Source organism: Pseudomonas sp. HMSC066A08 (assembly GCF_001813025.1).
In the GTDB taxonomy this organism is placed as follows: Bacteria; Pseudomonadota; Gammaproteobacteria; order Pseudomonadales; family Pseudomonadaceae; genus Pseudomonas; species Pseudomonas aeruginosa.
Genome location: NZ_KV811307.1, coordinates 1 through 24,176 on the forward strand (window position 1 = coordinate 1; position 24,176 = coordinate 24,176).

The 24,176-nt window shown below is 66.4% G+C and carries 19 protein-coding genes; 12 read left to right on the forward strand and 7 right to left on the reverse strand.

Annotation, left to right across the window (positions count from 1 at the left end; all coding sequences use genetic code 11):
- A partial coding sequence (locus tag HMPREF2886_RS19000) for a non-ribosomal peptide synthetase (protein ID WP_070748074.1) occupies positions 1-7,883 on the reverse strand: 7,883 nt, incomplete at its 3' end.
- 144 nt (positions 7,884-8,027) lie between these two features.
- Here HMPREF2886_RS19000 and HMPREF2886_RS19005 point away from each other — a divergent pair.
- From HMPREF2886_RS19005 to HMPREF2886_RS19045, 9 genes are all read left to right on the forward strand, one after another.
- Positions 8,028-8,981, forward strand: coding sequence for a siderophore-interacting protein (locus HMPREF2886_RS19005; protein ID WP_070748076.1), 954 nt, complete (start codon positions 8,028-8,030; stop codon positions 8,979-8,981).
- Between the two features lie 170 nt (positions 8,982-9,151).
- Complete coding sequence (locus HMPREF2886_RS19010) at positions 9,152-10,354, forward strand: PepSY-associated TM helix domain-containing protein (protein WP_033978311.1); 1,203 nt, start codon at positions 9,152-9,154, stop codon at positions 10,352-10,354.
- Positions 10,351-10,890, forward strand: a complete 540-nt coding sequence (locus HMPREF2886_RS19015; RefSeq protein ID WP_039027705.1) for a hypothetical protein — start codon at positions 10,351-10,353, stop codon at positions 10,888-10,890. The genes HMPREF2886_RS19010 and HMPREF2886_RS19015 overlap by 4 nt, the downstream gene beginning before the upstream one ends.
- Complete coding sequence (locus HMPREF2886_RS19020; RefSeq protein ID WP_058018210.1) at positions 10,887-11,216, forward strand: hypothetical protein; 330 nt, start codon at positions 10,887-10,889, stop codon at positions 11,214-11,216. The genes HMPREF2886_RS19015 and HMPREF2886_RS19020 overlap by 4 nt, the downstream gene beginning before the upstream one ends.
- Positions 11,213-11,773 carry a DUF6162 family protein gene (locus HMPREF2886_RS19025; RefSeq protein WP_039027707.1) on the forward strand — a complete coding sequence of 187 codons (561 nt, stop codon included), beginning with the start codon at positions 11,213-11,215 and terminating at the stop codon, positions 11,771-11,773. Before HMPREF2886_RS19020 ends, HMPREF2886_RS19025 begins: the two co-directional genes overlap by 4 nt.
- Before the next feature lie 32 nt (positions 11,774-11,805).
- Positions 11,806-12,759 carry a metal ABC transporter substrate-binding protein gene (locus tag HMPREF2886_RS19030; RefSeq protein WP_070748078.1) on the forward strand — a complete coding sequence of 318 codons (954 nt, stop codon included), beginning with the start codon at positions 11,806-11,808 and terminating at the stop codon, positions 12,757-12,759.
- Positions 12,756-13,511, forward strand: a complete 756-nt coding sequence (locus tag HMPREF2886_RS19035) for a metal ABC transporter ATP-binding protein (protein ID WP_003116923.1) — start codon at positions 12,756-12,758, stop codon at positions 13,509-13,511. The genes HMPREF2886_RS19030 and HMPREF2886_RS19035 overlap by 4 nt, the downstream gene beginning before the upstream one ends.
- The gene (locus HMPREF2886_RS19040; protein WP_003106903.1) at positions 13,508-14,413 is read left to right on the forward strand and encodes a metal ABC transporter permease; all 906 of its coding nucleotides are present in this window, start codon (positions 13,508-13,510) and stop codon (positions 14,411-14,413) included. The genes HMPREF2886_RS19035 and HMPREF2886_RS19040 overlap by 4 nt, the downstream gene beginning before the upstream one ends.
- Positions 14,410-15,327, forward strand: coding sequence for a metal ABC transporter solute-binding protein, Zn/Mn family (locus HMPREF2886_RS19045; RefSeq protein ID WP_058178889.1), 918 nt, complete (start codon positions 14,410-14,412; stop codon positions 15,325-15,327). The genes HMPREF2886_RS19040 and HMPREF2886_RS19045 overlap by 4 nt, the downstream gene beginning before the upstream one ends.
- A 121-nt stretch (positions 15,328-15,448) precedes the next feature.
- Here HMPREF2886_RS19045 and HMPREF2886_RS19050 read toward each other — a convergent pair whose 3' ends face one another.
- The 5 genes from HMPREF2886_RS19050 to HMPREF2886_RS19070 form a co-directional block, all read right to left on the reverse strand.
- Positions 15,449-16,213, reverse strand: coding sequence for a thioesterase II family protein (locus HMPREF2886_RS19050; protein ID WP_003105945.1), 765 nt, complete (start codon positions 16,211-16,213; stop codon positions 15,449-15,451).
- Positions 16,214-16,432, reverse strand: coding sequence for an MbtH family protein (locus HMPREF2886_RS19055; protein WP_003089636.1), 219 nt, complete (start codon positions 16,430-16,432; stop codon positions 16,214-16,216). It lies immediately after the preceding gene.
- Positions 16,433-16,509: 77 nt separating this feature from the next.
- The gene (locus HMPREF2886_RS19060; RefSeq protein WP_070748080.1) at positions 16,510-17,919 is read right to left on the reverse strand and encodes an aspartate aminotransferase family protein; all 1,410 of its coding nucleotides are present in this window, start codon (positions 17,917-17,919) and stop codon (positions 16,510-16,512) included.
- Between the two features lie 178 nt (positions 17,920-18,097).
- Positions 18,098-19,417, reverse strand: a complete 1,320-nt coding sequence (locus tag HMPREF2886_RS19065; RefSeq protein ID WP_042170857.1) for a PQQ-dependent sugar dehydrogenase — start codon at positions 19,415-19,417, stop codon at positions 18,098-18,100.
- Positions 19,410-19,835 carry a DUF2231 domain-containing protein gene (locus tag HMPREF2886_RS19070; RefSeq protein ID WP_033978302.1) on the reverse strand — a complete coding sequence of 142 codons (426 nt, stop codon included), beginning with the start codon at positions 19,833-19,835 and terminating at the stop codon, positions 19,410-19,412. The genes HMPREF2886_RS19065 and HMPREF2886_RS19070 overlap by 8 nt, the downstream gene beginning before the upstream one ends.
- Before the next feature lie 356 nt (positions 19,836-20,191).
- Here HMPREF2886_RS19070 and treA point away from each other — a divergent pair, with 356 nt between their 5' ends.
- Positions 20,192-21,829 (forward strand): alpha,alpha-trehalase TreA, encoded by a 1,638-nt coding sequence (gene treA, locus HMPREF2886_RS19075; RefSeq protein WP_070748082.1) that lies wholly within the window; start codon positions 20,192-20,194, stop codon positions 21,827-21,829.
- A gap of 3 nt (positions 21,830-21,832) precedes the next feature.
- On the opposite strand, the gene HMPREF2886_RS19080 is transcribed toward treA, so the two are convergent.
- Positions 21,833-22,771 (reverse strand): LysR substrate-binding domain-containing protein, encoded by a 939-nt coding sequence (locus tag HMPREF2886_RS19080; RefSeq protein WP_033973655.1) that lies wholly within the window; start codon positions 22,769-22,771, stop codon positions 21,833-21,835.
- Positions 22,772-22,871: 100 nt separating this feature from the next.
- Here HMPREF2886_RS19080 and HMPREF2886_RS19085 point away from each other — a divergent pair, with 100 nt between their 5' ends.
- Positions 22,872-23,732, forward strand: coding sequence for a pirin family protein (locus tag HMPREF2886_RS19085; protein WP_070748085.1), 861 nt, complete (start codon positions 22,872-22,874; stop codon positions 23,730-23,732).
- Between the two features lie 98 nt (positions 23,733-23,830).
- Positions 23,831-24,176 (forward strand): isochorismatase family protein (locus tag HMPREF2886_RS19090; RefSeq protein ID WP_139148408.1); only part of this gene is annotated, 346 nt, incomplete at its 3' end.

The following is a 24,176-nucleotide window of genomic DNA, read 5'->3' on the forward strand; positions in this document are numbered from 1 at the left end:
CAGAGGAACCACTGGCGTTGCTGGGCATACGACAAGGGAGATGCAGCCCCCCGATCCATGCGCCGCAGGGGCGTTTGCAGAGTGCCACCTGCTGATTTCGCATAGGCGGCGAAATCGGCGAGATTGGCATGTTCGAACAGCGCTGCCAGAGGAAGCTCCAGACCCAACCGACGACGGATGCGGGAAAGCACCTGAGTCACCAGCAGGGAATGACCACCGAGCTCGAAGAAGTTGTCGTCGCGACCGACCCGCTCCACCTTGAGCACCTCGGCCCAGATTTCCGCGAGACTCCTTTCCAGCCCTTCGTGCGGTGCGACGAAATGGGACTGATCCTGGCTGTCCTCGATTGGAGGTAACGCCTTGCGATCGATTTTCCCGTTCGGGTTCAGGGGCAGACTATCGAGAGACCTCCACAGGCTCGGCAGCATGTATTCCGGCAGTTGCCCTTTCAGGGCCGCCCGGCATTCGTCGCGCAAGGCCACCCATGGCGTATCGGATTCCGCAGGTACCAGGTAGGCAGCGAGGGATTTTCCGGTCGGCCCATCCTGAGCCAGGACAACCGCTTCGCGGACGATCGGCAACTCGAGAAGCCTCGACTCGATCTCACCCAATTCGATGCGGAAACCACGCACCTTCACCTGATGGTCGATACGACCGACATATTCCAGTTGATCACCCTTGCCTCGACAGGCCAGATCGCCGGTCCGGTAGATCCGGCTGCCGGGTACCTGAGCGTAGGGGTCGGGCAGGAAAGCGAGCGCGGTACGACCGGGGTCAGCAAGATAGCCACGGCCTACGCCGGTGCCGGAGACATACAGTTCGCCGATGCCGCCCAGCGGGACCGGTAGCAGATCGTCGTCCAGGACCTGGAGGTGGTTGTTGTCGGTGGCCTGGCCAATAGGCAGATAGGTGCCGCCAGTGCTTTGCGTGTCTACCCGGAAGAAAGAGACGTCGTCCGAGCATTCGGCCGGCCCATAGGCATTCATCAACCCTACCTGCGGATAACGCGTCAGCCAGCGGCGGGCCAATTCGGGGGAGAGAGCTTCGCCGGTGGAGAGCATCCAGCGCAATCCAGGCAAGGTTTCCTGGGGATCATCGAGCACCTCCTGAATCAGCGAGGGCACCAGTTCCAGCACAGTGATGCCACGCTCGCGGACGCGCCGCGAGAGTGCCAGCGGATCGTGAGCAATATCGTTCGGCAGGATGTCCACCTGCGCACCGAAGAGCGGTGCCGCGAGGAACTGCCAGACCGAGATATCGAAACTCTGCGAAGCGGTCTGGGCGATTACGTCGTTCTCGTCCAGAGCCAGCAACGGCACCTTGCTCAACTGATTGTTGAGCATGCCTGCCTGTTCCACCATCACCCCCTTGGGATGGCCGGTGGAGCCGGAGGTATAGATCACATAGGCAAGGCCATTGGTCGGCGCGACAATGCCTGGCCGTTGTTCGCACTTGCCTTGCCCCTGCTGGGCGGCCCAGTCGAGAAGCGCCGGCCGCGACTCCTCCGGCAATTCCTCGAGCAACTCGCGAGCCAGGGCCTGGTGGCCCTCGCCAACGACCAGGGCAGGCACACCTCCAAGTTTCAGCAGATTTACCAGCCGGCTCCGCGGCAAGGATGGATCGAGCGGCAGATAGGCTGCTCCCGCCTTGAAGGTGCCGATCATCATCGCCATCAGTTCCAACCCACGATCGGCCAGCAAGGCCACCGCGCGATCGCGTTCTACACCGGCCTCGAGCAGGCCCCAGGCAACTCGGTTGGCCTCTGCGTCGAGCTGGCGGTAGGACCAGGCGCGGTCGCGGCAGGTCGCGGCTACTCGCTCGCCCAGACGATCCACCTGCGCCTCGAACAGACGTACATAGCCTTCATCGAAAGGATAGGCGCGGCGCCCCGCGGGGCGGGGCAACAGCGCTGCGTACTCTTCTTCCGGCACCAGCGGCAGCTCGGTGAAAGCGTCGTGGAAGCCATCACTGATCGCCAGTAGCAGGCGCTTGAAGTCGGTCAGCAGACGGTCGACTGTCTCCTCGTCGAAGTAGCGCTCGTCGTACGACAGATGCAGTCCCAGGTCATCCCCCGGATACACCACCACGGTCAACGGATAGTTGGTGTGTGTACGCGCCGTGTCGGAGCGCGCCTGAAGCTCCTCGGCGCTGGAAAACAGCTTGCTTTCCACTGGAGCATTCTCGTAGACGAACAGGCTGTCGAACATTCGCTGGCCCTTTTCCAGGGCGCTGCACGCCTGGATCTGCACCAGCGACAGATGCTCGTGTTCACGCAACTCGAGATTCTGCTGGAACAGGCCCTGCAGCCATTCGCGAACCGTCAGCCGCGAGTCGCCACCGGGCAGGCGGACCCGCAGGGCGATACTGTTGATGAACAGCCCGACGGTATTCTGCATTTCCGGTCGACTGACCGGCCGCCCGGCGACGGTAACACCGAACAGTACGTCGTGCAGGCCGCTGTAGCGACGCAGCACGAGCGCCCAAGCCGCCTGGGCCAGGGTATTGACGGTGAGATGATGCTGTTGGGCCAGTTCGCGCAAGCGACGCCCTTGTTCCGGCGCCAGGTTGGCGTAGCGGTCGCCAATGATGGAGGTCCCGCCCTGCCGGTGTACTGGTCGGTCGAACGGTAACGGAGTCGGCTGCTCGAAGCCTTCCAGCTCCTTACGCCAAGCCTCCAGCGCGGCACGTTCGCCCTGGGTCTGCAGCCACTCGATGAAATCGCGGTAGCGCGGCGCCGGCGGCAACACCTGTTTGCGACTGTAAAGAAGGAAGAAATCCTGCAACAGCAGCGAACGACACCAGGCATCGATCAGGATGTGGTGGTTGCTCAGCACAAACCAGTGGCGTCCGGGAGCCCTGCGGATCACCCGCAGGAAGAACGGCGGCGTCCTCAGGAGATCGAAGCCACGCCGGCGATCTTCGGCCAACAACTCGGCGAGAGCTTCTTCGTGCTCCTCTTCGGGACGACCGCTCCAATCGTCGAAGAACACCTTGAGCTTCGCTTCGCGATGGATGATCTGCCGCATCTGTCCGGAGTCGTCGACATGGAAGGATGCGCGCAATGCATCGTGTCGTCGGGCCACCTCGCGCCAGGCTGCCTCGAAGCGCGGCATATCGATGTCGCTGTCGATGACATAGCGATCCTGCATGAAATAGATGCCAGAGTTCGGCTCCATCAGGGTGTGCAACAGCAAACCTTCCTGCATCGGAGTCAGTGGATAGATGTCTTCGATTTCCCCATAAGGCAGGGACAGCGCATCGAGTTGCGCCTGATCCAATCCGGCAAGAGGGAAGTCGGACGGCGTCACTCCTCCGGAAGCAGGATCGCAACAATGCTCGATCAATCCGTTCAAATCGGCTGCGAAGGCGTCGACGAGCTCCTGCACCGTCTCGTCGGAGAACATATCGGGGCTGAAGGTCCAAGTCAGGCCGAGCTGCCCCTGATAGACCTGTCCTTCGACAGAGAGCCAGTTTGCAAGCGGCGCACGTTCGTCCTGTGCACTGCCGGAACGCTCCGCGGCTGGCAACCACAGGGCCTCGTCGGCGAACTGATGGTCGAACTGGCCGAGATAATTGAAGGTTATGCGTGGTTGCGGCGACCGAGCCAGAACTTCACCGCAAGCAGGGTCTGCCAGATAGCGCAACAGGCCATAGCCGATCCCTCGGTCGGGAATCGAACGCAGCTGTTCCTTGACGCTCTTGATCGCGGCGCCAGGTTCGACAGCCGGATGCAGGTGCACCGGATAGAGACTGGTGAACCAACCAACGGTGCGGCTCAAATCCAGCTCGCCCCCCAATTCCTCGCGCCCGTGTCCCTCCAGTTGCAAAAGCAGGCTTTCGTGACCGCTCCAGTTACAAACCACACGTGCCAGGGCGGTCAGCAGCAAGTCGTTGACCTGGGTGCGATAGGCTGCCGGGGCCTCCTGGAGCAGACGTCGGGTAGCCTCGGCATCGAGGGTCAGGGCCAGCTTGCGGGCGTGGCGGTTCTCCAGAGGAGCACGAGGATTCTGGCAAGGCAGGTCGGCTGGCGCGCCATCCAGGTGTGCCTGCCAGAACGCCAGTTCGTCATGCCGCTTCCCTGCCACTTCACGCAAATGTGCGCTCCAGGCCTGGTAGGAGTGCGTGCGCAACACCGCAGGCGAGTCGGGGCGCTGGTAGAACTGCTGCAAGTCCTCCAGCAGAATCCGCCAGGACACACCGTCCACGACCAGGTGATGAATCACCAGCAAGAGCCGCTGCTCACCTTCGGGAAGCTCGACCAGGAGCGCGCGCAGCAGAGGACCGGTGCTCAGATCAAGGCTACGCTGGGCTTCCTCGCACAACGCGGAGAGTTCTTCGACCGAAGCGACCTGGCGCCGCCAGAGCGGGCTTTCAACCTCACCGGAATATTCCTGCCGCCAGCCCCCTTCTTCCTCACGGAAGCGCAGACGCAAGGCATCATGCTGACGAATCAGAGCGAGCAAGGCCTGTTCCAGGCGTTCGCCATCGACAGACTCGCGAGCCTTCAAAAGCAACGATTGGTTCCAGTGCCTGCGATTCGGGATGTCCAACCCGAAGAACCAGTGCTGGACCGGTGTCAAGGCCACCTCCCCATCCACCGGCGCCTGAATTGCCGCGCTGTCGCAAGGCACCGCCACCTGCGCCAACCCACGGATGGTCTGGTGTTGGAACAGGTCTCTCGGACTCAACCCGAAACCGGCCTGACGGGCCCGACCGACCATCTGGATAGAGACGATAGAGTCTCCGCCGAGGGCGAAGAAATTATCGTCAAGCCCTACCCGTTCGATGCCCAGCAGCGCTTCCCAGATTTCCGCCAGACAGCGTTCCGCCGGACTGCGCGGCATGCTGTAAACCACCCGCCCAAGGGTCGCATCAGGCCTGGGCAGCGCCTTGCGATCCAACTTACCGTTGGGGCTCAGCGGCATGCGCTCCAGAGCGACCCACTGCATCGGCACCATGTATTCCGGTAGGCTCTCAGCCAGATGGGCAGAGAGCATCTCGCGCCATTCGTCGGGCTCGGCAGCCAGCGTCACATAGCCGACCAGTTGCTTGCCATCCACCACCAGCACAGCCGCCTCGCGAACAGCGTGGTGCTCCAGCAGGCGCGTCTCGATCTCACCCAGTTCGATGCGCAATCCACGCAGCTTGACCTGGTGATCGATACGTCCGGCATATTCGATGACGCCATCCGCTCGATAACGTGCGAGGTCTCCCGTACGATACATGCGCTCGCCCGTGGCGAACGGATCGGCGAGGAAGCGTTCGGCGCTCAACGCGGGGCGAAGATGGTAGCCCCGCGCAAGGCCGGCGCCAGCCAGGTACAGCTCACCCAGCGCCCCCACTGGCACCGGCTCCAGGGCGTCGTCGAGAACGTAGCAACGCAGATTGGCGATCGGACGTCCGATAGGAACCGTGTCGCGCCCCTCCTCCCGACAGTCCCAATGGGTCACGTCGATAGCCGCCTCAGTCGGGCCGTAGAGGTTGTACAGGCGTACTCCAGGCAATTCGGCGAGCACCCTTTGCTGCGCATCCACCGGCAGAGCCTCGCCACTACAGACAATCCGCTTGAGGCTGGTGCAGGCGGAAACCCCAGGCGCCTGCAGGAAGGCCTGCAGCATGGACGGCACAAAGTGCAACGTACTGATGCTCTCCCGACCGATCAGATCCATCAACCGTGAAGGATCGCGATGATCGCCTGGCTGAGCCAGTACCAGGCGTGCGCCAACCATGAGGGGCCAGAAGAACTCCCATACGGATACGTCGAAACTGAACGGCGTCTTCTGCATTACCGCATCGCTACCATCCAGTTGGTAGGCATCCTGCATCCAGCAAAGCCGGTTGGTCAGCGCCGAATGTCGGTTGCCGGCGCCCTTGGGTCGGCCGGTCGAGCCAGAGGTGTAGATCACGTAGGCGAGATTCTCTCCGGTGACGGCCACCTCCGGATCGGACGCATCGAAGCCCTCCAGCCACTCGCTGTCGGCCGCCAGCACCAGCGGCTGCACCTCCGCCGACACCGGCAGGCCATCCAGCAGATGCGCCTGGGTCAGCAACAGCCGGACACCACTGTCCTCCAGCATGTAGGAAAGACGCTCCTGCGGATACTCAGGATCCAACGGCACGTAGGCGCCGCCGGCCTTGAGAATTCCCATCAGGGCGATCACCAGTTCCACAGAGCGCTCCATCGCAACGCCTATCAACGATTCCGCCCCGACACCCCGCGCTATCAGGGCATGCGCCAGACGATTGGCGCGGCGGTTCAGCTCGCCATAACTGAGGCGCTGTTCACCGAACACCAGCGCCGGCGCCTCCGGTGAACGCTGCACCTGATGCTCGAACAGTCGATGGACGCAGGTTTCCAATGGATAGTTCGCTGCCGTGGCGTTCCAGGTCTCCAGCATCTGCCGACGTTCGTCGGCCTCCAGCATCGGCAACGTATCGATGCGCGCAGCGGGAGCGACGAGCATCGCCCGCAGCAGGTTCTGCCAATGCCTCGCCATGCGCTCGATGGTCTCGGCTTCGAACAAATCGGTGGCATAGGTCAGCGCAGCATGCAAACGCCCGCCCTTCTCGTAGGTATCCAGACTCAGATCGAACTGGGTCGTGCGGCTTTTCCAGTCGAGAGGAGCGAAACGCAGGCCGGCCACATCATCCAGCGAGCCGATATCGGCTACTTGAGGCTGATGGTTGTACATCACCTGGAACAGCGGACTGTGGCTCAGGCTGCGCTCGATCTTGAAGGCCTCGACCAGACGCTCGAAAGGCAGATCCTGATGAGCCTGGGCACCGAGCACGCTGTCTTTCAGAGAAGCCAGCAACGATGCGACCGTGGCCTGGCCTTCCACCACCGAGCGCAAAACCTGGGTATTGACGAACAGGCCGATCAATCCCTCCACTTCGGCGCGGTTACGGTTGGCGATAGGCACGCCGACCCTCAGGTCAGACTGCCCGCTATAACGCTGCAAAAGAATGTTGAACCCGCCAAGCAACAGCATGAACAACGTCAGCCCCTGGCTGCGGGCACTGGCACGCAGCGCTTGCACCAGCGCCGGATCGATTTCGAATTCGTAGCGCGTTCCACGGTAGCTGGCCTGTGCCGGACGCGGATGATCGGTGGGCAACTCCAAAAGCGGGTGCTGATCGCCAAGCCGCTCGCGCCAGTAGGCAAGCTGCCGTTCCTGCTCCCCCGCTTCCATCCAGCTGCGCTGCCACAACGCATAGTCGGAATACTGGATAGGGAGGGGTGGAAGTCCGGCTTCGCTGTTATCCATGCAAGCCTTGTAGAAACGACTGAACTCCTCGATCAGCACGTTCATCGACCAACCGTCGGACACGATATGATGCAGGGTCAGCAGCAATACATGCTGCTCCTCGCCCAGACGGATCAGGCGCACGCGCAGAAGCGGCCCCTCGCACAAGTCGAAAGGCCGCAGCGATTCGGCCTGGGCAGTTTCGCGCAAGCAGGTTTCCCGCTCGGCCTCAGGCAAGAGGGATAGGTCCTCGAAGTCAATCGGCACCGGACGTTCCAGCGCAGCCTGGCGCGGGGTGCCGTCGGCACGCTGGGGAAATACGGTGCGCAGCGTTTCATGGCGCTGGACCAGACTGGCGAAGGCTGCCTCGAAAGCCGCACGATCCAGCGGGCCGCTGAGGCGGACCGCCATCGGCAGGTTATAGGCCGCACCCTGAGGGTCGAGCTGCCAGAGGAACCACATGCGCCGCTGGGCATAGGAAAGCTCGTCGCGATCCTCGCTGACGACGCCATCGGGAATGGGAAGCAGGGAAAACTCCACCCCTTCCTCGCGCAGGCCATCGAGAAACAGGGGACGCTTGTCCTGTGGCAGCTCGATGAAACGGCGGGCGAGTTTCAAGGCGATTTCGGCATTCATCTCTAATCATCCGTACGAGGGGCGCTGATTCAACTTGAACGGATGGTCCGCAGGGAAAATTAGCGCACCACCAGGCCTCGTCCGGCTAAATATTCCCGTCCGGCAGGCGTTCCACTTCGAGAACCCAACCATAGGGAAAACACCATGAGCCTTGCCGAAACACTGGCGCGGAACCTTCGCGACCTGACCCTTCGCGCCGGCCTAGCCAAGGTCCCCAGCTATCGTCTGTTCGACTTGGTATTGAAGCGACGGAGCCCCCTCAGCCCATCGCTGGTTCGTTTCACCTTCGGCGGCCCGGAAATCGCTCGGGTGCGCACGCTGGCGGCCGATCAGCGAGTAAAGCTGCTGTTTCCCGCCGCCGACCGCAGCCTGCCGCAACTTCCAGCCACGGGCGACTGGCGCAGACAGGTGCGCAGCCTCGAGGCGCGCCGCCGCCCGCCCATGCGCACCTATACCATCCGCGCCCTGCGCCGCGAAGCCGGAGAAGTGGACATTGACTTCGTCCTGCATGGTGAGACCGGTCCCGCCTCCCGCTGGGCCGCTCACGCTCGTCCCGGCGAGCGCCTGGTAATGTCGGCGCCAGATGGAAAGTATTCCGGCGATCCTGGGGGCTACGAATGGCGTCCGCCGAAGGATATCCGCCATATCCTGCTGATTGGCGATGAAACCGCCCTGCCAGCCATCGCAGGAATACTCGAGGAACTCGCCGACCGCGACCAGCGGCCGACGGTGCAGGCCTTCATCGAGATTCCCCGGGAATCGGACCGACTGGACCTACGGTGTGCGCCGGAAACCCAACTCAACTGGCTGGCCCGCGACGTGGCGAAACACGAGCACGGCCAGGAAATGCTCCGCGCAGCAAGCGAACTGGCCACTCTACCGGAAGCCGGCAAGCCACAGCGCGTCAGCGAAGTGGATATCGACAGGCAGGTACTCTGGGAGCTGGCCAAGCCAACGAACGGAGAGTTCTATGCCTGGGTTGCCGGTGAATCGGCAGCAGTGATGGCTATTCGCCGCCACTGGATCGGGGAGTTGGGTCTGGATCGCCGCACTGCAAGCTTCATGGGTTACTGGCGCCAGGGCAAGGCATCGACCTGAACGGCCACAAACGGCTCCCCCAGACGCGGAAACGATTGCGAAACATTTGCTTTCATATACAGGTTCAGGTTCTCTCCGGCTCATACGTCCTATAGAGATGAACAGAGCGCGAGCAGCGCCCTGCAACCCATGGACCGCACGCGTGGTCCCCAAAGCCTACCGTTAGCCTCATGTCGAAAAAGTCCCGCTCCAGACTCTGGTTCCTCGTCCACAGCTGGCTGGCCCTGCCCATCTGGTTCTTCGTCCTGATCGTCTGCGTCACCGGCACCCTGGCAGTGGTCAGCCAGGAGATCGTATGGCTCGCCAATCCGGAAATCCGTGCCGGCAAGCCCAGCGACGACGCCCGCCCCCTCAGCCACGACCAGTTGCTGGAAGCGATAAACCAGGCTCAACCGGCGATCCGCGTGGAATCGCTGAACTTCCCCGACGAAGAGCATTTTGCCCTCAGCGCCCGGGTCAGCTACCCGGACGGCTCCCGCGCCAGCCTCTACATCAACCCCTATACCGGAACGATCCAGGGCAAGAGCCCGAACTTCGATTTCCGCCAGTTCACCCGTGCCTTGCACGGCTGGTGGCTGGTTCCGTTCAACAATGGCTACAGTTGGGGCTGGTACCTGGTTTCGTTGCTCGGCCTGCCGATGCTGGCCTCGCTGGTCACCGGCCTGGTGGTCTACAAACGATTCTGGAAAGGGTTCTTCAAGCCACGCCTGCGCATCAGCCAGGGCGCCCGCATCTTCTGGGGCGACTTCCATCGCCTGAGCGGTATCTGGTCGATCTGGTTCATCGCCATCATTTCCATCACGGGCACCTGGTTCCTGATCCAGGCGATTCTCGCCGACAATCACATCACCCTTTCCAGCGAAGGCGTACCGCCGGTCATCGCCCGCAACGAAGTACCCACCGGCCACACGGCGCCCCGGATCAGCCTCGACGAAGCGGTGCGGATCGCCACCGAAGGCATTCCCAGCCTGGACGCCGCAAGCGTGTCCCTGCCAAGCAACGCCTACAGCCCGATCTACGTGGAAGGCCGCGGCTGGTACCCCCTCATGTACCAATCGGCGGCGATCAACCCCTATACGGGCAAGATCGAAGCCAAGCGCCTGCTCGGCGACCGCACCCCGCTGGAGTTCGTCACCGAATCCATGCGCCCCCTGCACACCGGCGATTTCGGCGGTATCTGGGTCAAGCTGATCTGGTTCGTCTTCGGCCTGCTGCTGAGCATGATGGTGCTCAGCGGCCTGCTGATCTGGAGCAAGCGCACCGCACAGGCCACCGCCGCGCTGGTCAAGCGCGGCAAGCGCCCGGCGCGCCGGCCGAAACCGGCCAAGCCGGCGCCGGTAATGGCCAACCAGACCGCGGAGGGACAGCCATGAGCAAGGCCGCCGTTGCCCAGACCGCTTCGCCGCTGCGCCAGTTCTGGCTGCGCTGGCGTTTCCACCTGAACGTTCTGCTGATCCTGATCCCGCTCGGTTTCATGCCGCGTTATTTCGCCGACGTCGCACTGTTCCGCGGCACCAGCGGCCTCGGCGAACGCGAGGCGGGCGAGATCCAGGTCGGCCCCTGGAGCCTGCGCCTGGCGGAAATGCGTATCGAACCACCGCACGACGAAGGCCCCGCCGGCTTCATGAAGGACTTCAATGCCGCCCTCTGCCAGGCCTGCATTCCCCAGGTCAAGGCGACCTACCTGCGCATCGGCAAGCCGCGCAGCCTGCGTGCCGCCGGGGTGATCTTCTTCGGCAGCCCCTACCGCATGGGCACCAGCGTGCCGATCCCGCCACGCACCCGGCCCGACGCCGAGCTGTGGATCACCATGGAAGGCTGGGACGGCTCCATGCACCAGGCTTCCATTCCCCTGGCCGAGGCATCCCCCGCCACCGTGGCCTGGCTGAACAAACGAGGTAAGCAATGAGCATCCACACCCGCCCCTGGCGCCTGCCCCTGGTCGCCCTGTTGCTCGGCCTGAGCGGCGCGGCCCTGGCGCACAACCCGATCTGCGAATGCGAGGAAGTGCAGGCCGGCGAGATCCGCTGCAAGGGCGGCTTCTCCGACGGCAGCGGCGCCCCCGGCGTAACCCTCGACGTGATCGGCTACGACGAGCAGATCCTGGTTCCCGGCAAGCTCGGCGCCGACTCGACCCTGACCTTCAAGCGTCCCGACGGCGAGTTCTACGTGCTGTTCGACGCCGGCCCCGGCCACGTGGTGGAAATCGACCACGCCGACATCGCCGCGCCATGAGCGTCGAAACCGTCCGCCCGGCCGGCGCCGGCCACGAGACCCTCTACGTACTGCTCGGCAGTGTGCTGATCCTGGCCCTCGCCGCCACGGTGGTCGGGCTGCGCCAGCAGTCCCATGAGGCGCAAGCCCTAGACGCCCACCAGGTGGACGCCCGGCTCGACCTGAATGCCGCCGAACAGGGCATCTACGCCGACCTGCAGGTCGCCGCCGAAGACATCCAGGCGCGCCTGGAAGACGGCGAAGCCGCGCCCTCCGTCGACGAACTGGCCGCCGAGGGCTTCCCGCCCTTCGTCGCCGACGTCGCCGCGAGCAGTCGCGGCGAGCACCGCTGGAGCCACGGCGAAACCGCCGGGCGTCCGAGCTACCTGGGCGTCAGCGGCAAGCCCGGGGTGGCCGGCTCGTTCCTCCTGCTGCTCGGCCCCGCCGAAGTCTGGCTGAAGCCCGCCGCGGCCGCTGCCGGCGCCGTACCGGGCGACGCCCGGGCCCTGGCCGACGCCGGCTGGCGCCAGGTGGTCAGCCGCTTCGACGGCGGCGTGACCCGTCAGCACCGCCATTGATCGCACATCGACTCCACAGAAGGCGTTTTTCCATGCTGTTCTCCCGTCGCTCATCCCGTCCGCGCGGCCTCGCCGCCCTCCTCCCGGGCCGCGCCCTGCTGGCCGCCCTGCTGCTGGTCCTGCTCGCCCCGCTGGCCCAGGCCGAAGACGGCAAGCGCCTGCGCATCGGCATCACCCTGCACCCCTACTACAGCTACGTGAGCAATATCGTCGGCGACAAGGCCGAGGTGGTGCCGCTGATCCCCGCCGGTTTCAACCCGCATGCCTACGAGCCACGCGCCGAGGACATCAAGCGCATCGGCACGCTCGACGTGGTGGTGCTCAACGGCGTCGGCCACGACGATTTCGCCGAGCGCATGATCGCCTCCAGCGAAAAGCCCGGTATCCCGGTGATCGAGGCCAACGCCAAGGTGCCGCTGCTGGCCGCCACCGGCATGGCCGCGCGCGGCGCCGGCAAGGTGGTCAACCCGCACACCTTCCTGTCCATCAGCGCCTCGATCACCCAGGTCAACACCATCGCCCGCGAACTGGGCAAGCTCGACCCGGCCAACGCCAAGGCCTACACCCGCAACGCCCGGGCCTACGCCAAGCGCCTGCGGGCCCTGCGCGCCGACGCCCTGGCGCGGCTGAACAAGGCCCCGGCCGCCGACTTCCGCGTCGCCACCATCCACGGCGCCTACGACTACCTGCTGCGCGAATTCGGCCTGGAAGTCACCGCCGTGGTCGAGCCGGCCCACGGCATCGAGCCGAGTCCGAGCCAGTTGAAGAAGACCATCGACCAGCTCAAGGCGCTGGACGTGAAGGTGATCTTCTCCGAGATCGACTTCCCCTCCACCTACGTCGAGACCATCCAGCGCGAGTCCGGGGTGAAGCTCTATTCGCTGTCGCACATTTCCTATGGCGACTACAGCGCCGGCAAGTACGAGGAAGAAATGGCGCGCAACCTCGACACCGTGGTCCGCGCCATCCAGGAGGCCGGCGCATGACCGTGGCCGAACGGCTTTGCGCCACGCCTTGCGGGCCGGCCATCGACTTCGCCGGGATCGACCTGAGTCTCGGCGGCAGTCGCATCCTCGATGGCGTGCGCCTGCGCGTCGAGGCCGGCAGCGTGCACGCGCTGGTCGGACCGAACGGCGGCGGCAAGAGTTCGCTGGTCAAGACCCTGCTCGGGCAGATGCCGCATCGCGGCGAGCTGCGCCTGGAGTGGCCCGGCGCGCCCGGCTGCATCGGCTACGTGCCGCAGGCGCTGGAGTTCGACCGCGGCCTGCCGCTCACCGTCGACGATTTCATGGCCGCCATGTGCCAGCGCCGTCCGGCCTTCCTCGGCCTGTCGCGCAGCCGGCGCCCGGCGATCGACGCGGCCCTGGAACGGGTCGGCATGCTGGCCAAGCGCGGGCGGCGCATGGGCGCCCTCTCCGGCGGCGAGCGCCAGCGCGTGCTGCTGGCCCAGGGCCTGGTGCCGCCGCCGCAACTGCTGGTACTGGACGAACCGATGTCGGCCCTCGACGAGGGCGGCATCCAGGTCTTCGAGCGGCTGCTGCTGGACTGGCGCCAGGCCGGCGTCACCGTGCTCTGGATCGAGCACGACCTGGAGGCCGTCGGCCGCCTCGCCGACCGGGTCAGCGGTCTCAACCGCCACCTGCTGTTCGACGGTCCGGCGGCCAGCAGCCTGACCCCGGAACGCCTGCTCACGCTGTTCTCCACCCAGCCCCGGAAGAACGCGGAGGCCAGCCGATGAACGACGCCTACGAACAACTGCGCCAGGCCGTCCAGGCCTGGGCCGCCGCCGGCTACCTGCCGGAGACCCTGGCCTACGGCTTCGTCGTCAACGCGCTCCTCGCCGGCCTGCTGATCGGCCCGGTGCTCGGCGGCCTCGGCACCCTGGTGGTGGTCAAGCGCTTCGCCTTCTTCTCCGAGGCGGTCGGCCACGCCGCGCTCACCGGCGTGGCCATCGGCATCCTTCTCGGCGAGCCCTACACCGGGCCCTACGGCAGCCTGTTCGGCTACTGCCTGCTGTTCGGCGTCCTGCTCAACTACCTGCGCAACCGCACCGGCCTGGCCCCGGACACCCTGATCGGGGTGTTCCTCTCGGTGTCCCTGGCGCTCGGCGCCAGCCTGCTGCTGGTGCTGGCGGGCAAGATCAACGTGCATATCCTCGAGAACGTGCTGTTCGGCTCGGTACTGACCGTGAACGGCCATGACCTCGCGGTGCTGGCGGCGGTCGCCGTGCTGGTGCCGTGCCTGGCCCTGCCGCTGTACAACCGCATCATGCTGGCCAGCTTCAACCCGCAACTGGCGGCGGTGCGCGGGGTCGCGGTGAAGAGCCTGGACTACCTGTTCGTGGCCCTGGTGACCCTGGTCACCGTCGCCGCGGTGAAAGTGATCGGCGCGATCCTGGTCGGGGCCCTGCTGGTGATCCCGGCGGCGGCAGCGCGCCTGGTCAGCCAGTCGCTGAAAGGGTTCTTCTGGCTGGCGGTGCTGATCGCCACCGTCAGCACGCTGGCCGGTATCCTGTTGCCGATCATGTTCGACCTGCCGATTCCCTCCGGCGCCGCGATCATCCTGGTCGCCGGCCTGGCCTTCGGCCTCGCCGCCATCGCTCGCGGCTGCCTGCCGCACCTGAAAGGAACCCCCGGATGAACCTGAAACCCCATTGCCTCGCCCTGGCCCTGGCTTGCACCGGGCTCGCCGGCCCGCTCCCGGCCCTCGCCGCGACGCCGGCCGCTGCCCAGTCCACGCAAGTCACGGTACTGGCCAGCCTGCCGGTCACCCACGCCCTCGCCGAACGCCTGCTGCGGGACACCGAGGTCAAGCTGCAACGGGTCGCCCCGGCCAACCTGCCGGCCAGCCGCCAGGCCTCGTTCTTCGCCGGGCGCGGCGCCGGCGGCCTGGCCAAGGCCGCCGGGCAGGCCGACGCGGTGATCGACCTGCGCTCGATCTGGAGCGACGACCCGCTCTACCCGCTGGCCCGCCGCAGCAATATCCGCATCGTCGAGATCGACGCCGCGCGTCCGGTGGACGGCGCCCTGCCCGGCATCGCCCTGCGTCCCGGCAGCGACCTGCATGCCTACCCCTGGCTCAACCCGACCAACCTGGGGCGCATGGCCGACGTCCTCGCCAGCGACCTGGAACGCCTGGCGCCCGGCGCCGCAGCGACCATCCAGGCCAACCTGGCGACGCTGAAGAAGCAATTGCTGGAAGCGACCGCCAGCAACGAGACTCGCCTGGCGAAGGCCGACAACCTCAGCGTGATCAGCCTCTCCGAACGCCTCGGCTACCTGCTCGCCGGGCTCAACCTGGACCCGCTGGACGTGGAGATCCAGGCCGACGACGGCTGGACCGAGACCAATATCCAGGCTTTCGCCGAGGAGCTGAAGAGCGAGGACATCGCCCTGGTCCTGCACCATCGCCAGCCACCCAAGCCGCTCGCCGATGCCATCGCCGCCAGCGGCGCACGCCTGGTAGTGGTGGACACCGAGGCGGCGGACCCGGTGGCCGGCCTGGAAAGCGACATGAAAGCGATAGTCGAAGGGCTGCTGGCCGGTAAAGGCTGAGCCGCGCGTCGTAACGAAAAAGGCCGGGGAGCGATGCTCCCCGGCCTTTTTTTCGTCGACATCGGAGCCGCCGCAGAGCCCCTGGCGCCCGGGTGTTATCCGCCTGCGCCATGGCATGGCATCAGCAGATCGCCGCCGACTCCACCGCCAACGCCGCGGCACCCTGCCCCGCGCGCCAGGCCTCGACCTGACGCTCGACGACCGCCAGCACCTCGGCCTCGCGCTGATGGATGAAGAAGTGCCCGCCGTCGAACAGCTCCAGTTCGAAACCGCTGCGGGTTTCCTCGGCCCAGGCCAGCAACTGTTCCTCGCTGGCCTTGTCCTCCCTGCCGCCAAGCGTTCGGATCGGACAGGCCAGTGGCGGGCGCCGCTGGTGACGATAGCTGCCGCAGAGCAGGAAATCGGCGCGCAGGATCGGCAGGGTCAGGCTCATCAGCTCGCGGTTGCCCAGCACCTCTTCCGGCGTACCTTGCAGGTCGCGCAGGTCGGCGATCAGCTCGGCGTCGCTCTTCGGTTCGGCGAAACCGCGGTCATACTCGGCGCGTCGCGACGGCGCCGCGGTGCCGCAGGCGAAGAACCCCAGCGGCGTCGGGCAACCCAGCTCGCGCAAGGCATACAGCACCTCGCAGGCGAGCAAGGCGCCGAGGCTGTGCCCGAGCATCGCGTAGGGGCCCTGGCGGACCTCGTCGTGCAGCTCGCGCGCCAGTTGCTGCGCCAGGCTCGCCAAGTCGGTCTGCAACGGCTCGGCCATCCGCGCCCCGCGCCCCGGCAACTCCACCGGACGCACCGCCAGCCAGGCGGGCAGCTTGCGCCGCCAGCGGCTGTAGGTCATGGCGCTGGCGCCGGAATACGGCAGGCAGAACAGCCGTACGGGCGTACCGCCCACTCAGCCGGCCGCCTTGTCCATGTGCTGGCGCAGGCTCAGCGGGCGCATGTCGGTCCAGACTTCCTCGATGTAGGCCAGGCAGTCCTTCTTCAGGCCGCTCTTGCCGGCCGCCCGCCAGCCCTGGGGAATCTCCTTGTATTCCGGCCAGATGGAATACTGCTCCTCATGGTTGACCACTACCTGGAACTGGATGTCGTCACGGTCGAACACTGAAGTCATTGCTTGCTCCTGATGGGATCGAACGGCCGCGCGTAGCACGACCCTTGCGTTGGATAACGAAAAGCCCGGCGGGAAAATTAGCCGCCCAGCGCCGCGCCGAGGGCGCGGGCGAAACGCCGGGCCACCTCGTCGATCTGTTCGGCGCCGATGATCAGCGGCGGCAGGAAGCGCACCACGCTGCCGTGGCGGCCGCCCAGTTCGAGGATCAGGCCGCGCCTCAGGCACTCGCGCTGGACCCGCGAGGCCAGGGCGCCATCGGTCGGCGGATGACCGAGGGCATCCGCCTCGCCCTGCGGATCGACGATCTCGACCCCGAGCATCAGCCCCCGACCGCGGATATCGCCCAGTTGCGGATAGTCGCACTGGAGGATGCGCAGGTGCTCGGCCAGGCGCTCGCCCATGGCCGCCGCATGGGCCGCCAGGTCGTGTTCCTTCAGGTAGCGCATCACCGCCGAGCCGGCGGCCATGGCCATCTGGTTGCCGCGGAAGGTGCCGGCGTGGGCGCCGGGCTGCCATTTGTCCAGCCATTCGCGATAGACCACCACCGCCAGCGGCAGGCTGCCACCGATGGCCTTGGACAGCACCACCACGTCGGGGACGATGCCGGCGTGCTCGAAGGCGAACATCCTGCCGGTACGGGCGAAGCCGCTCTGGATCTCGTCGACGATCAGCGCCACCCCGGCCTGCTCGGTGATCCGCCGCAAGCCGCGCAGCCAGTCGAGATCGGCCGGAACCACGCCGCCCTCGCCCTGGACCACCTCGACGATCACCGCCGCCGGCAACTGCACGCCGCCTTCCGGATCGTTCAGCAGGTTCTCCAGGTAGTGCAGGTTCGCCTTGACCCCCGCCTCGCCGCCGAGACCGAACGGGCAACGGTAATCGTAGGGATACGGCAGGAACTGCACGCCCGTGCTGAGCACCGCGCCCAGCGGCTTCTTCGGTCCGAGATTGCCCATCAGCCCCAGCGCGCCCTGGCTCATGCCGTGGTAGCCGCCCTGGAACGACAGGATGGTGCTGCGCCCGGTGGCGGTGCGTACCAGTTTCAGCGCGGCTTCCACCGCGTCGGTGCCGGTCGGGCCGCAGAACTGGATCTTCGCCTCGGCGGCCAGCGCCGGCGGCAGCAGGCCGAACAGGTCCTGGACGAACTGGTCCTTCACCGGGGTGGTCAGGTCGAGGGTGTGCAGCGGCAGCTCGTCGGCCAGAACCTGGCGGATCGCCTCGATCACCACCGGATGATTGTGCCCCAGCGCCAGGGTGCCGGCGCCGGCCAGGCAATCGATGAAGGTACGCCCCTCGACGTCCTCCACCAACAGTCCCTTGGCCTTCTTCAGCGCCAGCGGAATCCGCCGCGGATAGCTGCGCGCGTTGGACTCCTGGCGGCTTTGCCGTTCCAGCAAGGGCGACTGGGAGAATTCGTAGAGCGTTTCGCCCTCCGCCGGGGTGGCGCGGAGCGGCTGGTCTTCGATGACGCTGGTGGCGACGTGCATGTCTTCAACCCTCAAGGCGTGGTGATGTTCCACTGGCAACGAGCGATCCTGCCGCCAGGAGCGGCATTCGCGGATCGGATGCACAGGAGACGCAGGAGGGACGCACGGATTTACTGCGCCGGACCGCAGCACCGTGCCCGGACCGCCAGCTCCGGCCCGGACACCGTCGAGCGGGCCGCTAGTCGGCGCCCGCGGCGCTCACCCGCCAGATCGCGTTGCCGACGTCGTCGGCGATCAGCAACGCCCCGTCGGCCGCCTGCGCCAACCCCACCGGCGCGCCGAACAACTGCTTCTCGTCCGCGGAGACGAACCCGGTCACCACCGGCTGCGGCGCACCGGCGGGCTTGCCGTCGGCGAACGGCACATGGACCACCTGGAAGCCGCTGACCGGCGAGCGGTTCCAACTGCCGTGCTGGCTGACGAAGGCGCCGTTGCGATAGCGCTCGGGCAACTCGTCGCCGGTGTAGAAGAACAGGCCCAGCGCGGCCACGTGGGAACCCAGCGCGTAGTCGGGGACGATGGCCTTGGCCACCAGGTCGGGACGCTGCGGCTTCACCCGCGAATCCAGGTGCTGGCCGAAGTAGCTGTAGGGCCAGCCGTAGAAGCCGCCCTCCCGTACCGAGGTCAGGTAGTCCGGGACCAGGTCGTTGCCGATCTCATCGCGCTCGTTGACGATGGCCCACAGCTTGCCGGAGACCGGTTCCCACTGCAGGCCGGTCGGATTGCGCAGGCCGGAGGCGTAGATGCGGCTGCCGCGGCTGGCGACGTCCACCTCGAGAATCGCCGCGCGACGGTATTCGATCGCCGTGCCGTTCTCGGTGATGTTGCTGTTCGAACCGACGCCCACGTAGAGCTTGCGCCCGTCGGGACTGGCGAGCAGCGCCTTGGTCCAGTGGTGGTTGATGGTGTCCGGCAGGTCGGTGAACTCCATCCCCGGGTCGGCGACCCGGGTTTCACCCGGCACATAGCGGTAGCGCATGATATTCCCGGTATTGGCGACATACAGATAGTCCCCCACCCGCTGCACACCGAACGGCGAGTCCAGCCCTTCCAGGAACACGTACTTCTGCCACTGGCCTCCGGCGTCGGCGCGGCGCAGCAGGGTGATGCGGTTGCCGCCCTTGCCGGCCTTGCCGGACTGGCCCTTGACCATCCCCGCGATGAGTTGCTTCGGCGTGGTCACCGGCGCGGTGCCGGGCGAGTTGGCCTCCACCACCAGCACATCGCCGTTGGGCAAGACCAGCAGTTGGCGAGGGTGTTGCAGGCCATCGGCGATCTTCTCGATCTTCAGGCCCTGGGCCACCGCCGGCTTGGCCTCTCCCGACCAGCCCACGCCTTCCGGCACCTTCATCGGCGGCAGGAGGAAGTGCTTCGGTTCCGGAAGCGCCGGATTGGCGCCGGTCTGCTGCTGCGGATCGTTCTGCGACTCCTGGTTGCAGCCGGCCAGGACCAGGCCGACGGCAAGCGCGACGGAGCGCAGCGACTGGAGGCTAGCCATGCGCCACCTCCTCCGCGGATACCGCCAGGAACGCCTCACCCAGCGCCAGCAGGAACACTGTCGCGATCGACAGCCACAAACCGGCCGGCATCACCGCATAGGCGTCGCGGCTGTGCACGAAGGCATTGAAGATGGCCAGGACGATGCCGGCGAACTTCAGCAAGGAGGAAACCCTGGCCGTCGCGGCGACCGCCGCGCGCCGCAGCAGCCATACGCGGAACAGGTCGACGACGCAGGGCAGGATGGCGAACAGCAGGCCGAGACTGATCAGCCAGGCCGCGCTCTTGCCCCACATCACCTCCGCCGTGGCGAAATAGGCGGCATCGAAGACCAGGGCGGCGACGAAGAAACCGAAGGGAACCGGGTTGAGGACGTTGTAGAAGGCGTCCAGTGGTCTGAAGCGTAGTGCGGTGGCCATTGCGAGACACTCCTCTCGGGAAACGCAGGCTTCCCGACGTGACGGGACGGGCAGGAGATTCGAACCGCCGAGGCCCCGCACAGGCGCGGGCAGCGGGGAACGGCACGGCGAAACGGCGACTGGGGGCTCGCGCCCCTTCTGCGACCGACCTGCGCGAAGCGCTGGAGTTCACCCGCAAGGACCTGTCGGAAGCGATAGGTACGCTGGCGATCCTTCCGATGGAACTTCGTGCGCCGCGACTCACCGAAACAGGGGTAGCGCCCTTCCCGGCCCTCCCGCCGGGTTGCCGCGCCGCCCCAGGCGCACCCCGCCGGCGACCGATCCGCGCCCGGCGTTTGCCGAAGAGGAGACAGCCGATGCCTGATCGAACCGCGCTACCCCGCGCCATGCTCGCGGCCTGGGTCCTGCTCCTGCTGGCGGCCTGCAGCCAGGGCCCGGCGCCTACCCCGCCCGCGTCCTGGGGTTGGCAGGACGCCAGCGGCGAACGCGCCATCGCCCCCGACGAAGCCTATCCCGAGCTGTTCCAGGCGGTGCAGGAAAGCCGGCTGTTCAGCGACCAGAAGCACTTCGTCGATGCGCTCCCGCTGCGCGAGCCTGCACGGATCCGCGCCGACTACCTGCGCGAGAGGGAGCGGCCCGGCTTCGACCTGCGCGCCTTCGTCGGCCGCAACTTCGAGGAGTCCGGCAGCGTCGAGACCGCCCCGCCGGAAGCGGGTGCCGATCTCGCCAGCCACATCAGCGACCTGTGGCCGGCGTTGACCCGCCACTACGAGCAGGTGCCGGCCCACAGCAGCCTGCTGCCGCTGCCGAAACCCTACGTGGTCCCCGGCGGACGCTTCCGCGAGGTGTACTACTGGGACTCCTACTTCACCATGCTCGGCCTTGCGCAGAGCGGGCAGCACCAGCGGGTGCGCGACATGCTCGACAACTTCGCCTACCTGATCGATACCTACGGGCACATTCCCAACGGCAACCGCAGCTACTACCTGAGCCGTTCGCAGCCGCCGTTCTTCGCCTACATGGTGGACCTGCAGGCAAGACGCGAAGGCGACGCCGCCTACCGGCGCTACCTGCCGCAGCTACAGAAGGAATACGCCTACTGGATGGAAGGCTCCGCCGGGCTGCGCCCCAACGAGGCGCGCCTGCACCTGGTGAAACTGGCCGACGGCAGCCTGCTGAACCGCTACTGGGACAGCCGCGACACACCGCGCCAGGAGTCCTTCCTGGAGGACCGGGCGACCGCCGCGCGCGCCCAGCAGCGCCCCATGGGCGAGGTCTATCGCGACCTGCGGGCCGGCGCGGAAAGCGGCTGGGACTTCTCCTCCCGCTGGCTGGACGACGGCCGCGAACTGGCCAGCATCCGCACCACCGCCATCGTCCCGGTGGACCTCAACGCCCTGCTCTACCATCTCGAACGAACCATCGCCAAGGCCTGCGCCAGCAGCGCGCTGAAGGCCTGCGAGCAAGGCTACGGCGCCCGCGCGGAGAAGCGACGACAGGCCATCGAAGGCCACCTCTGGCACCCGGCGGGCTACTACGCCGACTACGACTGGCAACGCCGTCGCCCCATCGAGCGGATCAACGCCGCCAGCCTCTTCCCGCTATTCACCGGGCTGGCCTCCGCCGAACGCGCCGGTCGTACCGCCGACAGCGTCGCCGCCCAACTGCTGCGCCCGGGCGGACTGGCCACCACCACCCGTGCCAGCGGCCAGCAATGGGACGAGCCGAACGGCTGGGCCCCCTTGCAGTGGGTCGCCGTGCAGGGCCTGCGCGCCTACGGCCGGGACGCCCTGGCGGAAGACATCGGCCGGCGATTCCTCGCCCAGGTGCAGCAGGTCTACGACCGCGAAGGAAAACTGGTGGAGAAATACGACATCAGCGGCAACCAGGGCGGCGGCGGCGGTGGCGAGTACCCGCTGCAGGACGGCTTCGGCTGGTCCAACGGCGTGACCCTGCAACTGCTCCGACTCTACGGCCCCGGCGCCGGTCGCTGAGCCTCAGCCCGGCGCCGGGTACTGGCGCTGCGCGGCGTCGGCGAAGCCTGCGGCGAGAAAGTCGATCAGCGCGCGGACCGAAGGCAACAGCCCGCGCCGCGAAGGGAACATTGCCACCACCATGCCTTCCACCGGCGTCCACTCCGGCAGCACCCGCACCAGCCGGCGCTCGGCCAGGTCGCGACTGACCACGCAGAACGGCAGGCCGCCGATCCCGACGCCCTCCAGCACCGCCTGGCGCAAGGTGCCGAGGTCGTCGCTGAGCAGTTGCGGGCGCAGGTTGAGGGCCGCGCTGCTGCCATCCGCGCCGACCAGCCGCAGGCTGCCGTCCAGGCGCGAACGCTCCCAGCCGACGTAGGGCATCGCCGACAGGTCGGCCGGCAGCTCCGGCGGGCGGTAGCGGGCCAGCAGCTCCGGGCTGGCCACCAGCACCTGCGGGCTGCGCGCCAGCACCTTCATCACCAGGTCGCTGTCCTCCAGCGGCGGGAAACGCAGCGACAGCGAGATGTCGTAGCCTTCGGCGATCACGTCGACCCGGCGATTGAAGGTCTTCACGTACAGCTCGACGTTCGGATACTGCGCCATGAAGCGCGCCAGCATCGGCGCCAGTTCGAAGTGCAGCAGCGGCGTCGAGCAGGTCAGGCGGACCATCCCGCACGGCTCCGAGCGGTTCTGTTCGATGACGTCCTCGGCAGCCTCCGCTTCCACCGTCATCGCCACGCAATGACGGTAGTAGGCCTGGCCGATCTCGGTCACCTGGAATTGCCGCGTCGAGCGCTGCACCAGGCGCACGCCCAGGCGCGCCTCGAGCTGCGCGACCTTGCGGCTGATGGTCGACTTGGGAATCCCCAGCACCCGCCCGGCGGGGGCGAAGCCACCGTGCTCGACCACCTTGGCGTAGATAAAGAGTTCGTTCAAATCGAACACCGGTTCACCACTCATCGTTCCACCTGCGAGACTCTGAGACTTGATTTGCGGACTACCGGTTCCCACGCCCGGGAACTAGCGTATCGCTCCATCGACTCAATCGAGGAGCGCCGACGTGAAAAAGGTCCTGGGAATCTACGGCAACGCCAACCGCCACTGGGTGGGCGACGGATTCCCCGTTCGCTCGCTCTTTTCCTACAACACACTGGGCCAGCATATCAGCCCGTTCCTCTTGCTGGACTACGCCGGGCCTGCTGATTTCCCCCCCGCACAGCAGCGCCGCGGCGTAGGCCAGCATCCTCATCGCGGCTTCGAGACAGTGACCATCGTCTACCAGGGCGAGGTCGAGCACCACGACTCCACCGGCGCCGGCGGACGCATCGGGCCGGGGGATGTGCAGTGGATGACGGCGGCCTCCGGGATTCTCCACGAGGAGTACCACTCGGAACGCTTCCGTAGCACAGGTGGAACGCTGGAAATGGTCCAGCTATGGGTCAACCTGCCGTCCCGCGACAAGATGAACCCACCGCGCTACCAGACCCTGCTCGACGCCGACATCCCCCGCGTCAGCCTGCCCGACAAGGCCGGCGAACTGCGCGTGATCGCCGGTCGCTACGGCCGCCACCAGGGGCCGGCGCTGACCCATTCGCCCCTGGCGGTGTGGGACATCCACCTGAAGGCCGGCAAGCAACTCGACCTGGACCTGCCCAGGGGTCATACCTGCGCCGTGGTGGTTCTGCGCGGCACCCTCGCGGTCGGCGACGAGATCGTTCGCGAAGCCCAGGTCGCCCTGCTCGACCGCGACGACCCGCGGCTGGAACTGGAAGCCAACAACGACGTGCAGTTGCTGGTGCTCGGCGGCGAGCCGCTGGACGAGCCGATCATCGGCTACGGCCCCTTCGTGATGAGCAGCCGCGAAGAAATCGACCAGGCCATCGAGGACTTCGAGAACGGGCGCTTCATCCGCGCCCACTGAAGTCGGCCGCTCCTAGGACATGGCCCGTGCAGGAAGCGCGGGCCCGGCCGGGCTTTGCCCGAAATTCACGGACGACCACCCTGCAAGAGGAAATGGAAATGAGCGCTCCCGCCAACTTCAACGGCCAGACCCCGAAGATCGATCCGGCCAACGTCGCCATGTTGCTGATCGACCACCAGAGCGGCCTGTTCCAGACGGTCAAGGACATGCCGATGACCGAACTGCGCGCCAACGCCACCACCCTGGCCAAGGTCGCCAGCCTGGCGAAGATCCCGGTGATCACCACCGCCTCGGTACCGCAGGGCCCCAACGGCCCGCTGATCCCGGAGATCCACGAGGCCGCGCCGCACGCCCAGTACGTCGCGCGCAAGGGTGAGATCAATGCCTGGGACAACCCGGAGTTCGTCGCCGCGGTCAAGGCCACCGGCAAGAAGCAACTGATCA

Bases quoted from the DNA above. Each gene is read 5' to 3' on its own strand.
- HMPREF2886_RS19065 (WP_042170857.1), bottom strand. From the start codon at position 19,417: ATGGCTAGCCTCCAGTCGCTGCGCTCCGTCGCGCTTGCCGTCGGCCTG.
- HMPREF2886_RS19045 (WP_058178889.1), top strand. From the start codon at position 14,410: ATGAACCTGAAACCCCATTGCCTCGCCCTGGCCCTGGCTTGCACCGGG.
- HMPREF2886_RS19055 (WP_003089636.1), bottom strand. From the start codon at position 16,432: ATGACTTCAGTGTTCGACCGTGACGACATCCAGTTCCAGGTAGTGGTC.
- HMPREF2886_RS19040 (WP_003106903.1), top strand. From the start codon at position 13,508: ATGAACGACGCCTACGAACAACTGCGCCAGGCCGTCCAGGCCTGGGCC.
- HMPREF2886_RS19060 (WP_070748080.1), bottom strand. From the start codon at position 17,919: ATGCACGTCGCCACCAGCGTCATCGAAGACCAGCCGCTCCGCGCCACC.
- HMPREF2886_RS19005 (WP_070748076.1), top strand. From the start codon at position 8,028: ATGAGCCTTGCCGAAACACTGGCGCGGAACCTTCGCGACCTGACCCTT.
- HMPREF2886_RS19070 (WP_033978302.1), bottom strand. From the start codon at position 19,835: ATGGCCACCGCACTACGCTTCAGACCACTGGACGCCTTCTACAACGTC.
- HMPREF2886_RS19015 (WP_039027705.1), top strand. From the start codon at position 10,351: ATGAGCAAGGCCGCCGTTGCCCAGACCGCTTCGCCGCTGCGCCAGTTC.
- HMPREF2886_RS19020 (WP_058018210.1), top strand. From the start codon at position 10,887: ATGAGCATCCACACCCGCCCCTGGCGCCTGCCCCTGGTCGCCCTGTTG.
- treA (WP_070748082.1), top strand. From the start codon at position 20,192: ATGCCTGATCGAACCGCGCTACCCCGCGCCATGCTCGCGGCCTGGGTC.
- HMPREF2886_RS19010 (WP_033978311.1), top strand. From the start codon at position 9,152: ATGTCGAAAAAGTCCCGCTCCAGACTCTGGTTCCTCGTCCACAGCTGG.
- HMPREF2886_RS19030 (WP_070748078.1), top strand. From the start codon at position 11,806: ATGCTGTTCTCCCGTCGCTCATCCCGTCCGCGCGGCCTCGCCGCCCTC.
- HMPREF2886_RS19080 (WP_033973655.1), bottom strand. From the start codon at position 22,771: ATGAGTGGTGAACCGGTGTTCGATTTGAACGAACTCTTTATCTACGCC.
- HMPREF2886_RS19025 (WP_039027707.1), top strand. From the start codon at position 11,213: ATGAGCGTCGAAACCGTCCGCCCGGCCGGCGCCGGCCACGAGACCCTC.
- HMPREF2886_RS19035 (WP_003116923.1), top strand. From the start codon at position 12,756: ATGACCGTGGCCGAACGGCTTTGCGCCACGCCTTGCGGGCCGGCCATC.